At 67.8% G+C, this 14,140-nt stretch carries 12 protein-coding genes; 5 read left to right on the forward strand and 7 right to left on the reverse strand.

Translation table 11 applies throughout. The features are described from left to right. Positions 1 to 113: 113 nt before the first annotated feature. On the reverse strand, positions 114 to 1,163 hold the full coding sequence (locus GO999_RS22800; RefSeq protein WP_043897990.1) for a Vgb family protein: 1,050 nt from the start codon (positions 1,161 to 1,163) through the stop codon (positions 114 to 116). A 195-nt stretch (positions 1,164 to 1,358) separates the two neighbouring features. Continuing rightward, positions 1,359 to 2,594: an NADH:flavin oxidoreductase/NADH oxidase family protein gene (locus GO999_RS22805; protein ID WP_211906917.1), complete on the reverse strand. Its 1,236-nt coding sequence runs from the start codon at positions 2,592 to 2,594 to the stop codon at positions 1,359 to 1,361. Positions 2,595 to 2,669: 75 nt separating this feature from the next. Here GO999_RS22805 and GO999_RS22810 point away from each other — a divergent pair, with 75 nt between their 5' ends. Next, positions 2,670 to 3,128, forward strand: coding sequence for a MerR family transcriptional regulator (locus tag GO999_RS22810; protein WP_011003453.1), 459 nt, complete (start codon positions 2,670 to 2,672; stop codon positions 3,126 to 3,128). Positions 3,129 to 3,377: 249 nt separating this feature from the next. Here GO999_RS22810 and GO999_RS22815 read toward each other — a convergent pair whose 3' ends face one another. Then, positions 3,378 to 4,568, reverse strand: coding sequence for a putative acyl-CoA thioester hydrolase (locus GO999_RS22815; protein WP_043876793.1), 1,191 nt, complete (start codon positions 4,566 to 4,568; stop codon positions 3,378 to 3,380). Positions 4,569 to 4,848: 280 nt separating this feature from the next. Further along, positions 4,849 to 5,097 (reverse strand): hypothetical protein, encoded by a 249-nt coding sequence (locus tag GO999_RS22820; RefSeq protein ID WP_143012794.1) that lies wholly within the window; start codon positions 5,095 to 5,097, stop codon positions 4,849 to 4,851. 146 nt (positions 5,098 to 5,243) lie between these two features. Between GO999_RS22820 and GO999_RS22825 the strand changes: the two genes are divergently transcribed. Next, positions 5,244 to 5,693 carry a GNAT family N-acetyltransferase gene (locus tag GO999_RS22825; protein ID WP_081350338.1) on the forward strand — a complete coding sequence of 150 codons (450 nt, stop codon included), beginning with the start codon at positions 5,244 to 5,246 and terminating at the stop codon, positions 5,691 to 5,693. 483 nt (positions 5,694 to 6,176) lie between these two features. Further along, positions 6,177 to 8,336 (forward strand): type III secretion system effector XopP, encoded by a 2,160-nt coding sequence (gene xopP / locus GO999_RS22830; protein WP_211906918.1) that lies wholly within the window; start codon positions 6,177 to 6,179, stop codon positions 8,334 to 8,336. A gap of 61 nt (positions 8,337 to 8,397) precedes the next feature. Here the strand turns inward: xopP and GO999_RS22835 are convergent, their stop codons facing one another. Then, the gene (locus GO999_RS22835; protein ID WP_020829541.1) at positions 8,398 to 9,888 is read right to left on the reverse strand and encodes a PhoPQ-activated pathogenicity-related family protein; all 1,491 of its coding nucleotides are present in this window, start codon (positions 9,886 to 9,888) and stop codon (positions 8,398 to 8,400) included. 410 nt (positions 9,889 to 10,298) lie between these two features. On the opposite strand from GO999_RS22835, the gene GO999_RS22840 reads away from it, so the two are divergent. Beyond that, positions 10,299 to 11,561 (forward strand): glycoside hydrolase family 5 protein, encoded by a 1,263-nt coding sequence (locus GO999_RS22840; protein ID WP_173651677.1) that lies wholly within the window; start codon positions 10,299 to 10,301, stop codon positions 11,559 to 11,561. Between the two features lie 145 nt (positions 11,562 to 11,706). Further along, positions 11,707 to 12,459 (forward strand): 4'-phosphopantetheinyl transferase family protein, encoded by a 753-nt coding sequence (locus tag GO999_RS22845; protein ID WP_211906919.1) that lies wholly within the window; start codon positions 11,707 to 11,709, stop codon positions 12,457 to 12,459. On the opposite strand, the gene GO999_RS22850 is transcribed toward GO999_RS22845, so the two are convergent. Beyond that, complete coding sequence (locus tag GO999_RS22850; protein ID WP_249215091.1) at positions 12,438 to 13,847, reverse strand: MATE family efflux transporter; 1,410 nt, start codon at positions 13,845 to 13,847, stop codon at positions 12,438 to 12,440. The genes GO999_RS22845 and GO999_RS22850 overlap by 22 nt on opposite strands. Positions 13,848 to 13,916: 69 nt before the next feature. Continuing rightward, on the reverse strand, positions 13,917 to 14,114 hold the full coding sequence (locus GO999_RS22855) for an MbtH family protein (protein ID WP_011003480.1): 198 nt from the start codon (positions 14,112 to 14,114) through the stop codon (positions 13,917 to 13,919). Between the last annotated feature and the right edge of the window lie 26 nt (positions 14,115 to 14,140).

A 14,140-nucleotide genomic window follows, 5' to 3' on the forward strand; every position in this document is an offset into this window, starting at 1 on the left:
AATCTTGCCAGGTCACCGATGGTGTCGGCGCAACACGCGACATTCGGACGCTCATGCGGCACGCCATGAGCCCTGGGCAAGGCATCGCCGGACAGCGTGACCTCAGCGCGCCGTCAGTTGCCGCCGGCATTTGCCGCGCGAGACCGGTAGCGCAACAGATGGTCGGTGCCGGACTCGGACAGCCAGACTTCTCCCGGACGGCCCATCATCTGGCGTACGTTCGCGTGCGGGCGCGGCAGCGGCAGCACGTCGAACTGCTCGGTGCGCGGGTCGAAGCGCACCAGCGCGTTGGCGCTCCATTCACTGAGCCAGACGATGCCCCGGTCGTCGACGAAGATCGCATAGGCATGCGGATTCGAGCCGGGCAGCCGCCATTCGCGCCATTGATGCGTTGCCGGATCGAACATGCCGACTTGTCCGGCGTTCCACTCGCTGATCCAGACGCGCCCTTGCGGATCGGACCATACGCGGCGGGCACCCTGATGCGGCGTGGGCGGCTCGATGACCTGCGCCGCGCCGCTCGCCGGATCGATGCGGCCGAGATAGCTGCCGGCCAGCGACGCGAAGTACAGGCTGCCGTCGGGCGTCACGCAGATGCCGTAGGGCCCGGGCCCGCGCGGCGCATCGAAGACGCGCAGGCTGGCGCGGGCCGGGTCGAGCTCGCCGTAGATGCCGCTTTGCCCGGTAAACCACAGGTGTCCACGTTTGTCGAAGACGGCGGTGTTGAGATTGGCGTTCGGCCGGTCTTTCGGCAGCGGAAAGCGCGTGACGGCAAGCGTCTTCGGGTCGACGCGCACGATCGCGTTCTGGCCGCCGTCCGTGATCCATGCCGCCTGGTCGGGACCGATGATCACGCCATGCGGCGCCGACCCCGCGCCGAGCGGGACCCGGTCGGCCTTGCCGCTTCGCGGGTCCAGCCGTCCGGCTGCACCCTGTGCCTGCGCGGTGTACCACACGGTGCCGTCGGGCGCCGGCGCGACATCGTGCGGCGCGCTGCCGGCGGGCACGGCGAACGTGTCGAACGACGGCGGCTGCGCCGGTGCCGAACCCATGGCGATGAGGAGCGCGGCACCCACCAGCGCCGATGCGAAGGACAGGGCCGGCCCCGAGCCGGGCCGCCGCTTCGCCGCGGTTCCAACCGGTTCCCGCCGGGTCGCCAGCATGTCCGCCTCCAGGATCCAGGATGCGCCGCACAGGGCATCGACGGCTTCATTGTTGCACCGATCCCGGCCACGGGCAGGGCTCCCTGGACCATCGTCATGGCCCCGGCGCGGCGACGGGAATGCGGGCGGCCGCGCGTGGGAACGTGGTGCCACGCCAGCGCGATCGGCGCGGCGCGGACGCCTCGCGGCAAGGCGCTAGCGGGCGGCGCGCTGCGCCATCCGTCGCCGATAGCGCCGCGTCTGGCAGGTCGTCGCCAGTTGCTGCAATACCAGCGCCCTGAGCGGCGAGACCCGCGGGTCGGTGACACGCCCCTCGCTGAGCCGCTTGAGCTGGAACTTGACGACCGCCATGTTGGCCAGGGCGCCCAGTACCTTGTTCTTCCAGGTGATCGGGCGCAACGCCGGTGCGCTGTCCTTGCCCGCGTGCCAATCGCGCGGCAGGTTCGGGTCGATGGACAGCGCCGTGGCGATGCCGGCCATGGCGATGCCGCTGTCGACCACCTGCTCGGCCACGGCGCGCCGGCGGATGCCGCCGGTGACCATCAAGGGCATGCGCGCGGCCGCCGCAATGTCCTGGGCGAACTCCAGGAAATACGCCTCACGGGCGAGCGTGCGGCCGTCGCGGGCGTGTCCCTGCATCGCCGGGGCTTCGTAGCTTCCGCCCGACAGCTCCACCAGATCGACGCCGAGCGGATTGAGCATCTCGATCACGCGCTTGGCATCGTCGGGGCTGAAGCCGCCGCGCTGGAAGTCGGCCGAGTTCAGCTTGACCGAGACCGCGAACCCGGGCGACACAGCGCCGCGCACCGACCGGACGATCTCGAGCAGCAGGCGTGCGCGGTTCTCGATGCTGCCGCCCCATGGGTCCCGCCGCTGGTTGGTGATCGGCGACAGGAACTGGCTCAGCAGGTAGCCATGGGCGGCGTGGATCTGCACCCCGGTAAAGCCGCTTTGCTCGGCCAGCTGCGCGGTGCGCGTGAAGCGCTGCAGCACGTCGGCGATGTCCGCTTCCGTCATGGCCTTCGGCACGGGGAACTGCCTGGACAGCGCCCCCAGCTCCAGCGCAACGGCGGATGGCGCCAGGGTGGTCTGGCCGAGTGCCGCGGGCATCTGCCGCCCGGGGTGGTTGATCTGCATCCACGCATGCGCGCCATGGGCCCGCGCGATCCGCGCCCAGCGCCGGAAGCGGTCGAGGTGGGTGCCGTCTTCCAGGACCACGCCGTTCGGCCCGGTCATGGCACGGTGATCCACCATGACGTTGCCCGTCAGGATCAGGCCGGCCATGCCCTTGGCCCATGCCCCGTACAGGCGCAGGAGCGCCTCGGACGGCGCGTGGTCCGCATCCGCCATGTTCTCTTCCATGGCCGCTTTGGCCAGACGGTTGGGGATCACCGCGCCGTTGGGCAGGGCAAGGGGCGTGAACAGCTTCATGGGGCCATCCTCGGTTGACGATGGCCAAACCTTAAGCTTAAAGTCAACTTCAATGTCAAGCGGTGGAGCCTGCGCATGAAAATCGGTGAACTGGCCCGGATGAGCGGCGTGGCTGCCTCGCGCATCCGGTTTTACGAAGCGAACGGCCTGCTCCAGCCCGCGCAGCGGCAAGCCAACGGCTACCGCGAATATGCCCCGCAGACGCTGACCCGGCTGGAGATCATCCTGCGTGCGCAAGACACGGGGTTTTCGCTGGAGGAAATCCGGGCGCTGCTGCCGCCGGATCAGGGCAACTGGCCGCACGACGAACTCCTCCAGGCCCTGCGGCGCAAGGTCAGCGAGATCGCGTTGCTGGAGCAGCGCCTGGCGCAGAACAAGCGCCACCTCGTCGCGCTGATCAAAGAGATGGAGGCCAGCGCCGCCGGCGAGGACTGCGCGGGTCGGGCCAAGCGCGTGCTGGAGCGGATGCATCAGGAGGCGAGGCGCGCACCGACGGGAGAGCGTCCCGCGCGTCTGGCGAAAAAGCGGGCCTGATCTTCCGGGGGAAAGGCGGTGTTCGTGGAAGCGATGCCGTGCATTGGCGCCGAGGTGGCGCAAGGCTCGTCCGAATGAACGCGCAGCGCAAGCGAATCGGGCGAATCGGATGGCGCGCCGGGCTGACCGGCACGCCCGCCCGATTGCGCGGGGAGACGCAGCCGCTGCAGGCCCGGTGCCGCCATCGGGCCTTCGGGCGGAACGGGCAGACGCGGCCCGCCCATCCCGGCCCGGCTATCGTCGCCTCACTCAGTTGCCGCTACCCGCCCCCGTGTTGTTGTACTCAAAGAACCGATTCGCCGAATACGCGCAGTTGGCCGAACAGTAGGGCCGCCCCGCCGTCGATGGGCCCCACGGATCGGCCAGCCGGATCAGCGCGCCCAGCGACGAATCGCGGATCACCACCTGCCCATTGGGCGAGCTGCCGTTGATGTAGGCCGAGGTGCCGCTCACGCTCTGATCCCACGCGCGCCCCAGGTGCAGGCTGTTGTTCGGCGGATTGCCGGTGGCGTTGAAGGTGCTGTTGATGGCGAGGAACCCGTACGGATTGCCCGGGGCCGTGCTCGGCGCAAAGATGTAGCTGGCGGCCTTGGCGCCCAGGCGTGCCGCGGTGTACTGGATCGTGCAGCCATGGAAGACGGCGGTGCCGGCACCAAAGATGAAATCCGTATCGCCCTGGATGAAGCTGTTCTTGAAGTAGGCGCGGATCACCGTGGTGGTGCTCGTGGCGCCGACAAACAGCGTGTCCTGGTTGCCGATGACCGAGACGTTTTCGAGGATGGCCTTGTCGCCGCGCACGGCAAGCGCTACCGCGGACTGGTTGTTGTCGGCATAGGTGCCTTCCACGTAGCTGTTCTTGAAGGTCAGGTTGCGGGCGTGGAAGTCCGATGCCCGCACCATGGCGGTGGCGCTGCGCAGCGTGCCGACCGTGGCATTGCTGCTGGTGCCCATGCAGGGGTTTGTCTTGGCGCCCGAGGCGGGCGTCGGGTTCGCGTTGTTGTAGACGATCTGCGTGTTGCCGGCGTTCGCATCGAGGCCATACAGCGTGATCGGCGGCGCCGACTCGGGCACGCAGACCAGTTCGTTGTAGATGCCGGCCTTTACGCTGATGTACCTGCGCGCCACGCCGCCGGCGTTGACTGCCGCGTCGATCGCGGCCTGTACCGTCTTGTACTGCGCCGTTCCGTCCGCGGCGACCGCGTAGTTGGCCCGGAAGCCGCTCACCGCGCCGACGCCGCCGGTGGGGTCCCAGTTGTCCGTGGTCAGCGAGCCGATCGTCCCGAAGCTCGCCAGGTATTTCGCGATGGTGTAGGTGCGCGCGTCGGCACTGCTGAGCTGAGGGCGGGTGGCGGTGCTTGTCACGGCGAGCGCCGTTGCGGCAAACACGGTGCAGCCTCCCAGCAATGCGGTGGCTTTCAAGTACAGGGTTTTGGATTGCATCGTTATTTTTCCGGTCAAAAGGATGCCTGGTGTCAGGCTTTTTTTGTTTGATAGAGATGTGCAACTGATGGAATGCGATGGCATTGCGCGGGTATGGAACGGCAGCGCCATGGATCGGGGTCGTGCCCATTCGGGACAGATCCGGCGAACGATTATTGCTGGTGCGGTTGTAATAACCGTTTAAAGCAGCAGCGGAAATATAGGCAGGCAGTCTTCCGTCAACAAGCCGGATGGCCGATGCATGGGTAAGTGGGCCGCAAGTTTCCATCATGCGGATCGCCTATTGTGTTTTGGCGTCCACAGCGATATTTCTACGGCCTGGCCAGTGAAAAAGGCCGGCAAAGCTTGGGGGAATGGCATGGGCCGGGCGCTCGGCCTGGGGCAAGGGGAAGCCCTGATTGCGCGGTAAGCCGATTTTGATTCTGTGCCGCAAACCGGCGGCGAATTCGTTTGCGTGGTCCATTTGCGCCGATTCGATTATCGGTGCGATTACCGTATCCGGCAGTGGGTTTTTATTGCTTGTCGTCATTCGATGCTAGTCTAGGCTGTCGCATTTCCGGTGTGCCCCAACATCGGGAAATGTGACGACAAAGGCAAGCATAGCCTTGAAAAACAGTAAGCGTGCCGCGGGCTTCACATGCCCGGCGAGCACGCCATCAGGAGACAGGGTTAAACATGCAGATCACCGAAGACGTTCAATTGCGTCAGGCGTCCCGCGCCGATTGCAACGAAGTTGCCGCGCTCCTGCGGCGTTGCGGACTCCCGGCGGACGATATCCACGACATCATCGATGCGTTTCAGATCGCGCTGGAAAAAGGGCGTGTCATCGGGTGCGCCGCCATGGAGCAGGGTGGGAAATCCATCGTCGTCCGCTCGGTGGCCGTCGATCCGGTGTGTCGCGACCGGGGCATCGCCAGCCGGTTGATTGAGACGCTGCTGCTGCGGGCGCATGGCGCGGGAGCGCGTGAGGCGTATCTCCTGTCGACGAGCGCGCCGTCCTACTTTGCCCGCTGGGGCTTCTCGCTGTTTCCCGCCGACAAGGCACCGGCCGAAGTGCGCGCATCGGCGACGTTCCGCAATGCGGAGCGCTCGTCGGCGCTGTGCATGCGGTGCGATCTGAAGTAACGCCGTCATTCCGACAGGGATGTGATGCGCTGGCCGGGCGGCGTGCCGGGCTGGCGGCTTCTTGCGCGCGGTCATCGCGCCTTGATCTGGGGAGGCCGGCACGGCTTCCCACTCCCATCTCCATCCTTAGAGCCCGTTTGGAAATTCCCAGATGCCAGCGAAAACAGGCTCGACAACGCTGAGAAAGCCAAATTCAGGCATCTGGCCTGCTTAATTTCTGTGCAAAATGGGCTCGGGACGGTTGCCTCTTGACCGTATCGTGCAATTTTCAAACGGGCTCTTAGCGATCACACGTGTGCGTGTCGCGGTTTTTCCACCGCGTTCGCACGGGGCCTCCCCAATTCGCCGTCAGTCGGCGTGCCTCGTGGCGAGGTCGGCATAGTCGGACGTTCTTCTTCTACGCGCGGGCTGCGTCATGCGGCACGTTGACCGACAGGCCGTTGCCGGCCGCGCCAACTCCATCGCCGGAGCGCCGGGCAATCCGTGCGCGCGGGCATCGAGGCCGACATCGTGTTGAAAGGACGTATCGACGAACGCAATATCCGGGCACCGGCGCCGTCGGCTGCCCCACCAACTCCCATCGACCCCGACCGGGCCGTGAGCCCTCCGGTGGGCGGACACCAGGCGGTCCGGCCCGCGGCTTTGGCGGATCTGGCCAAGGCGCCGGCGGCGAGTGTCTCCACCGATACTGCGGGCAGCTTTTCACGACGCGCCGTGTTGCCCGCGGCGCCGGCCGACCCCGGCGACGTGCTGAACAAGGCGCTGAAACGCATCGACGTCTGGAAACAGTTGGTCGTTGCCGAACAGGACCCGCGGGGCAGGGCGTGGAGCCCGGAGGAAGAGGTGCAATACGCGAGCCCGGTCATGAAGGCGGTCTGGACAGGTCTGGATGCACTCTCGGCGCTGAAAATGCAAGGCAGGGCGACGGACAGCGATGCCAACCAAAAGGAAGTCATGCTGTTGACCGTGCTGACGAAGGCGTCCGACGTGGTGCTGGATGTGCGCGATCGCATGCTCAGGGCAGAGTGGGCTCAGCTGCGGGCAGTGCAAGCCGATACGGCGGAAACGGAATCCGGCCCGGCAGAGGAAGAGGATCCGGGGCCGGATTTCGAGCAGTTGCCGCGCTGGCTCGATGACCTCAGGCAGGTCCGCGATGCGCTGGACGAGGTCATGAAGCGCTTCAAGTCCTCCGAATCGCCAGCGGCGGTGCGAGCCGGGCTGCAGCCGATCATGCCGGCTGTCACCGTCCAGCAATCGTTTTGCCGGACCGCCATGCAGACGGCCCACGGCATCATCATTTCGGACCGCGTCGGCTGGCTGTTGATGCTGGCCGAGTGGAAGGGATTGCCGGGCGTAGTCGCGCGGGTTGGTGAGCTGCGGCAAGCCCTCCGCCATCGGCGCGAGGAGGTGGCAGCGGCAAGTTCCGCGCTGGAGGCGGAAGCGGACGACAGCTGGAAGCGGAGGCGGCCGGGTGTCCAGTCCGCAGATCGCCCGACCCTCCAGGCGCTGCTCAAGCATCACGAGGTGTTGCAGGACTACGGGCGTCAGCTCGACCAGGTCGGCCATGACATGTGCCTGGACGCTGCCACCATGATCGAAATGAACGATGCCGACGGCCTGTGGCAGTGCATGATGGACATTGCCCACTCGATCGCCGGTTACCAGGAAGGCTTGGAGGCGCTGTGTCGGGCAGCCGGCAACGTGCGGCCCGCGCGCGTCGAGCCGCCGCCGCTGCGGGTGGCCGAACCGCCGCCGCCTGCCGAACCGGCTCAACCGTCCGGCAGTTCGCAGCGCAAGCACGGCAAGCCGGGCAAACAGCCCGGTGCCATCGCTGGGGCCGTGCCGGCACCGCGGCCGGTCTCCGTGGATAAGCGCACCGACACGCAGAAGACGGCCGACGGGCTCTTGAGGCGGTATCCGGTCGACCGGAAGACCCTGGCGCAGTTCGACGGCGACCTCATCCGGATTGCCCAGTCGCTCGGCAGGGATACCCGCACGCTGCAGCGCGAATTGGCGGACCCCAGGCGCGACGCTGCGATCACCGCCGATTATCTGCGCGCCGTGGTACAGGACTGGCTCGGCGACGTCGGGAAGCGCGGCCTCTTGCGCGAGGCCGTGGCGGCGCTGTCCTCGCAGGATGTCCGTGTCGGGCAGTTGACCGGCCGGATCAAGGCGCTGGAGCGGATCGAGCGTCGGCTGGATACCATGGAGGCCGATCTGCTCAAGCGCGACGCGTGTCCGAGAGCACCTCACCTCAAGCGGTTATTGAACGCAAAGGAGAACCCGATCCGGTCCGTCGGCCAGCCGGCCCGGCTTCCGGCCGAGAGGCCGAATGACCGCCTGGGCACCTTGTTCGAGATGCGCATTGCGCTCAAGCCGCTTTCCAATGGCCAGCAGGTGGCGCCGTGGGTCGTGCACATCCATACGCGCGAACCCGTGACGGCTGACATGCTCGGCACGATGCCGTCCGGCGACTTCGCCGCGGTCCACCTGAAGACCGACTGGGAAAAGAACCTGGGCCCGCGCTGGGAGGCGGTGATGCGTGCGCTGGGTTACCCGGAGGCGAAGGTACACCGCGGCCCCATCGGCATGGAGCTGCTCGGCCAGCTGTTTGCGCGCGTCAAGCTGCCGGCTTCCGGGTAATCACGCCGGCCGATGGCGAGCAGGCCGCCTGGGGTGGCCTGCCCGCTGTGCGAGCCGGATGTCAGGAGGCCGGCATCCGCCCCGGCAGCGTTTGGCACGCCGGCCCGTTCGCCGGCGGCGCGACCGTCGGGTAGGCCTGCTTGCCGAGCACATAGGCCTGGCTCGTGGCCACGAATCCATCGGCGAATGTCGCTTCCACGAAGTACGCCGACCAGCCCGCCTCGGGCTGGCTCACGGGCACGCGGATCGCGCCGGCGGCCGGCACGTCGATGGGCGTCGAGGTGTACCGCACGCCGCAGGCATAGCGGAAGTCCCGCGCGTTCGGGTTGGTGGCGCTCCACAGCAGCAGCTTCTGCGGCGGCTCCGAGGCGTGCAGCACGATGGCCGCATCCGCCCCCGTGTTGCGCAGCCGCGCGTCGAGGCGCGGCAGGCTGGCGTCGGCCTGGAAGCGGTTGAGGAAGGGCGTCAACGAGCCGACGATGGCACTGCGGATGTCGCGGTGGGCGGCGTTGGGCACCATGCGCAGCGCCTTGCGGCCGGGGAGCCTGTCGTAGTAGAGCGCGGCGTTGTCCGGCACGAAGAAGTCGTCGCCGCTGGCGTTGACGATGTACTTGGGGATCGCCAGGCGCGCGCCGTAGCGTGTCTGGCGGTAGGCCAGCGGATCGATGATGTCGGTCAATGACGCGAATTCCGGCGTGTCGATCCGCTTGTCGATGCCCTCGGCATAGAACGGCGCGAAGGCGATGGGCCAGTTGCCGCCGTATGAGCGGTACATGTTCTTGAGGGTGTCGTGTGTGCCGAGCACATCGGCGGCGAAGGCGACCACGGCATCGGCGCGGGGGTCGGCGATGGCGGTGAGCCAGCCGGCCCAGGCGCGCTTGGAGGCGCCGGTCACGACGAAGCGGTGGATCTGGTACGGCGCCAGCTCGCGCTCCGCGAGCGTCATGGCGCGGGAGGCCGCGGCCACCATCGGCACCTGCAGCGGCATCGAGGCGCGTTGCTGCGGTGCGTTCATGAACAGCGACCAGCTGTGCGCGACGCTCTCGTCTTCGGCGCGGCTGCCGCCGTCGTCTGCGTAGACGAGGCTCTGGTTCGGCACGTCGCTCACCGAGACGATGGCCGTGCGGGTGGCCCGGGCGACGCCGGCCAGCGCTTCGGGCGTCAGGTCCGTGGAGGCGATCGGGCCGGTGCCGTCCTTCTTGCGCCGCGTGCCGTTGTTGACGACCAGCAGGGCGCGGCGGTGCGCGACCTCGTCGGGGATGTAGATCGTCACATCGTGCAGCCACTCCTCCGGCTGCACCAGCCGCTCGGGCGACCAGGATTGCGACGCCAGCCGGTAGGTGCGCTGCTCGACGTCGGCGACGCGGGCGGTGCCCGTCATCGCGTATTGCAGCGCCTGCGCTTCGGTCTGGTGCCGGTAGCACGCGATCGCATCGGTGAAGTGGCCGGCGGCATCGGTCGCGCAGGGCGGCGTGTAGGCCCTGGCCAGGGCCAGCGGGCAGGCCAGCATGGCCGCCGTGAGCGTCATCGCGACGAGAGGTCGTTTCATCATTCGGGGTTCCTGTTCGGTGGGCGGCAGCGGGCAAGCGTGTGCCGATCGCCGCGCGGATCGCATGATCCCGTGCCGCCTTCAATTCAAATGCACCGTTGCGCTGCAAATGGCGATTGGCGAGGCGATATGCGCGGTGCAATTCGGATGCTCAGATTATTTCCACTCGCCTTCCGTACTCTCAACTTTACTCAAAACCCTGTACTGGCTTGGGGTTGACAGCTTTTATTTTTTGCTTGCAATCGGGTGATTGAATTTCCAAGATGAATCAGGCAAATCCGGCCGATTTGTAATTTTTATCCAGAGTGAAAGTCATTCACCTGTCATTTCCATCCCTATCGATTTCTCCATTTTTCCATTTCGTCATGAAATCCAGATTCCGAATTGCAGCCGCAAATCGCATGCACCGATGTATGCCGCTGGTTGCCGCTTCGATGGCGGCCCTCATGCTCGCCGGTTGCGGCGGCGGCGACGGTGACACCGCCCTCAGCACGGCGGCCGCTACCGACACCACGACCCTGAAGACGGCCGCCACCACCTCGATCTCGCCGTTGTGGCTCACCGTCGCCAAGGACAGCGCGGCGTTCACGGTGAGCGGCACGCGCACGGTGCGCTATGGCGCCGGCAGCGCGTGGGTGGCGAAGAGCATGTCCGGCACAGGCCAGTGCACCGCCGCCTTCTTTGGCAAGGATCCGGCGGCCGGTGTCGCCAAGGTATGCCAGGTGGCGCAGGGCACGGGCACCCTGCTGTGGCGCGGCGTCAGCCTGGCCGGCGCCGAGTTCGGGGAGGGCAGCCTGCCGGGCACCTACGGGAGCAACTACATCTATCCGTCCGCCGACAGCGCGACCTACTACAAGAACAAGGGCATGAACCTCGTGCGCCTGCCGTTCCGCTGGGAGCGGCTGCAGCCCACGCTCAACCAGGCGCTCGACGCGAACGAGCTGTCGCGCCTGACCGGGTTCGTCAACGCCGTGACGGCGGCTGGCCAGACGGTGCTGCTCGATCCGCACAACTACGCGCGCTACTACGGCAACGTGATCGGCTCGAGCGCGGTGCCCAACAGCGCGTACGCCGATTTCTGGCGGCGCGTGGCCACCCAGTTCAAGGGCAATGCCCGCGTCATCTTCGGGCTGATGAACGAGCCCAATTCGATGCCGACCGAGCAGTGGCTGTCCGGCGCCAACGCCGCGCTGGCCGCGATCCGCTCGGCCAATGCGAGCAACGTGGTGTTCGTGCCCGGCAACGCCTGGACGGGCGCGCACAGCTGGAACCAGAACTGGTACGGCACGCCGAACGGCACCGTCATGAAGGGCATCAATGACCCGGGCCGCAACCTCGTCTTCGAGGTGCACCAGTACCTGGACGGCGATTCGTCCGGCCAGTCGGCCAGCTGCGTGAGCGCCACCATCGGCGCCGAGCGGCTGCAGGACTTCACCAACTGGCTGCGCAGCAACGGCTATCGCGGCTTCCTGGGCGAGTTCGGCGCGGCCTCCAATGACACTTGCAACCAGGCCGTCGGCAACATGCTCACCTTCATGAAGAACAATGCCGATGTCTGGACCGGCTGGGCGTGGTGGGCGGGCGGTCCGTGGTGGGGCGGCTACATGTACTCGATCGAGCCGTCGAACGGCGTGGACAAGCCGCAGATGTCGGTGCTGGCGCCGTACCTGAAGTAACCGCGCGCCGCTTCGCGGGCCCGGCGCGTGCCGGGTCCGTGGCGGATGGCATGCGTGCCGCCGTTCATGGCGGCACGGGATGGTTTGGTTTACCCTGCCGCTCGCGCGCCGCGAGCGCTGTCGCGGCAGGATCGAGGAACGGAACATGTTGTGTGTCTGGACGGTGCGCAGTCAGGAATACGCCGATGCGGTGCCGCGCTTTCTGGCGCAGCTGCCGGCCAGCGAGCGGCAGCGTGCCGAGGCGTTTCACTTCGAGCGGGACCGGGTGTCCTATGTCGTGAGCCACTACGCGCTCAGGCAGGTCCTGGCGGGCCATCTGGGGCTCGACGGCTTCGGGCACGCGTTCGAGGTCGGCCCGCGCGGCAAGCCATCGCTGCCGCGCGCGTTCGCGGCCAGCGGTCTCGAGTTCAGCCTGTCGCACACCCATGGGCTGGCGCTGATCGCGGTCTCCCGCCTGGGCGCGGTGGGCGTCGATGTCGAGCGCGTGGTCGATACCGTCGATGTTCACGGGCTGGCCGCATCGGTGTTCGCCGAGCCGGAGTGCCGCCGTCTGGCCGGCCTCGACGCGGTTGCGGCGCGGCACGGTTTTTTCCGCCTGTGGGTCCGCAAGGAGGCCTACGTGAAGGCGCTCGGCATCGGGCTGGCCGATGGGCTCAGGGAGCCCGTGCTCGATCCGGCCGCATTGGATGAGGATGAGGCCGGCGGCGGGCAGGTCCGGCGCGCGGGCGGCAGCGCCTGGGCGGAATGGCCGATCGCCGTGCCGGCCGGCTACTGCGCCGCGCTGTACTTGCGCCTGGACCCTGCGGACAGCGCCGTGCGCGTGGTGCCCGAGATCCGTGCCTGGCATCCCGCCGATCGGCAAGACGAGGCGGCACCTCAGCAACGCGCCGCGCCCTGATCTTCCCGGGGCCGCTCGGCGGCACGTTCCGCCGCCGGCGCGTCCGTCGGCATGAACGCCGCGCGCCAGCCGGCCCAGCGGTAATAGGCCAGCGACATCAGCATGGACGAGACCGAGCCCAGGCCGAAGCTCAGCCACAGCGCATCCGCGCCCCAGGCGTCCATCAGCAGCACAGCGGCCGGCTGCCGGATGCACCACAGGGCGAGGAACAGGATCACCAGCGGCGGGATCGCCGTGCCCGACGCGCGGATGACGCTCCCCAGCACGAACGTGACGCCGACCGGAACGAAGGCCCACGCCACCATCGCGTTGATGTGCTGCGCAGCCTGCAGGGTCTCCGGCTGGGCCGGCAGGAACAGGCCGAGCACCGCGCGGCTGAAGCACTGCAGCACCAGCACCATGCCGCCGGCCATCGCGATGTTGAGCGCGATGCCGGTGCGCGCGATCCGCCCGACCCGGTCCAGCCGGCGCGCGCCGAGGTTCTGCGCCGCCATGGGCGTGACCGCCATGCCCATCGCCAGCACCGGCAGCTGGATGTAGTTCCACAGCTGCAGGCAGGCGCCATACGCCGCCGACAACTGGGCGCCGAAGCGGTTGACCAGCGACATCATCATGACCGCCGCCATCGACACCACCGCCATGTGGAGCCCCATCGGCAGGCCCTTGGCGACCAGGGCCCCGAGGATGCCCCGGTCGGGGCGCAGCAGATGCACTTCGTCGGCGCGCAGGCAGAGCAGGTGCCGGGTGCGGTAGAGGCGCCGGGCCAGCGCCGTCAGGCCGATGCCCTGCGCCACCAGGGTGGCGGTGGCGGAGCCCGCGATGCCGAGCGCGGGAAGCGGCCCCCCGCCCGCGATCAGCAGCGGGTTGAGCGCGATATCGAGCCCCACGCTGACGACCTGGAAGCGCAGCGGCGTCTTGCTGTCGCCGGTGCTGCGCAGCAGGATCGCCAGGAAGATGTAGGCGGCCTGCAGCGGCATCGCCAGGAACTGGACGCGCAGGTAGGCCACGGCCAGCGGCAGCACATCGGGCGGGGTTTGCAGGCGCGCCGCGATGGGCCCGGCCAGCACCGCCCCGGCGAGCGCGATCAGCACCGCCAGCCCGACAAAGAACGTGGCGCCGGTACCGACGACACGCTTGGCCCGGGCGATGTCTTTCGCCCCGAGGCTCTGCCCGATCAGGATGGATGCCGCCGTACCGATGCCCATTACCATCGCGACGACAAATGCGATGACGGCATTCCCATTGGCCGCAGCCGCCAGCGCCGTATCGCCCAGCATGCGGCCGACCCACATCGCGTTGACCGAGCTGCCCAGCGTCTGCAGCAGGTTGCCGGACAGGATCGGCAGGAACAGGGCGAACAGCGTCCCGGCGATGGGGCCGTCCGTCATGCGTGCCGGCGCGGGGCGGGCGGCGGGCTCACCCGGCACGAGGCCTCCCGCGCCGACGGCGATCGGGCCTCACGTGCGCAGGCTCGCCGGCCGCATGTCCGTCCAGTGCGCTTCCACGTAGTCGATGGCCGCTTCGCGCGATTCGGCGCGGTGCACGGCCGACCAGCCGGCCGGTACCTCGATGCCCTCGGGCCACAGCGAATACTGTTCCTCGGCGTTGGTGAGGACGAGGCAGGCGTGAATCGGTTCGATGGTGTCTGTTGTCATGATGCGTTCCTGGTTGGCTTGAATGG

It is taken from the genome of Ralstonia nicotianae (assembly GCF_018243235.1).
In the GTDB taxonomy this organism is placed as follows: domain Bacteria; phylum Pseudomonadota; class Gammaproteobacteria; order Burkholderiales; family Burkholderiaceae; genus Ralstonia; species Ralstonia nicotianae.

Bases quoted from the DNA above. Each gene is read 5' to 3' on its own strand.
- GO999_RS22835 (WP_020829541.1), bottom strand. From the start codon at position 9,888: ATGATGAAACGACCTCTCGTCGCGATGACGCTCACGGCGGCCATGCTG.
- GO999_RS22805 (WP_211906917.1), bottom strand. From the start codon at position 2,594: ATGAAGCTGTTCACGCCCCTTGCCCTGCCCAACGGCGCGGTGATCCCC.
- GO999_RS22815 (WP_043876793.1), bottom strand. From the start codon at position 4,568: ATGCAATCCAAAACCCTGTACTTGAAAGCCACCGCATTGCTGGGAGGC.
- GO999_RS22850 (WP_249215091.1), bottom strand. From the start codon at position 13,847: ATGACGGACGGCCCCATCGCCGGGACGCTGTTCGCCCTGTTCCTGCCG.
- GO999_RS22820 (WP_143012794.1), bottom strand. From the start codon at position 5,097: ATGACGACAAGCAATAAAAACCCACTGCCGGATACGGTAATCGCACCG.
- GO999_RS22825 (WP_081350338.1), top strand. From the start codon at position 5,244: ATGCAGATCACCGAAGACGTTCAATTGCGTCAGGCGTCCCGCGCCGAT.
- GO999_RS22855 (WP_011003480.1), bottom strand. From the start codon at position 14,114: ATGACAACAGACACCATCGAACCGATTCACGCCTGCCTCGTCCTCACC.
- GO999_RS22845 (WP_211906919.1), top strand. From the start codon at position 11,707: ATGTTGTGTGTCTGGACGGTGCGCAGTCAGGAATACGCCGATGCGGTG.
- GO999_RS22810 (WP_011003453.1), top strand. From the start codon at position 2,670: ATGAAAATCGGTGAACTGGCCCGGATGAGCGGCGTGGCTGCCTCGCGC.
- GO999_RS22800 (WP_043897990.1), bottom strand. From the start codon at position 1,163: ATGCTGGCGACCCGGCGGGAACCGGTTGGAACCGCGGCGAAGCGGCGG.
- GO999_RS22840 (WP_173651677.1), top strand. From the start codon at position 10,299: ATGCCGCTGGTTGCCGCTTCGATGGCGGCCCTCATGCTCGCCGGTTGC.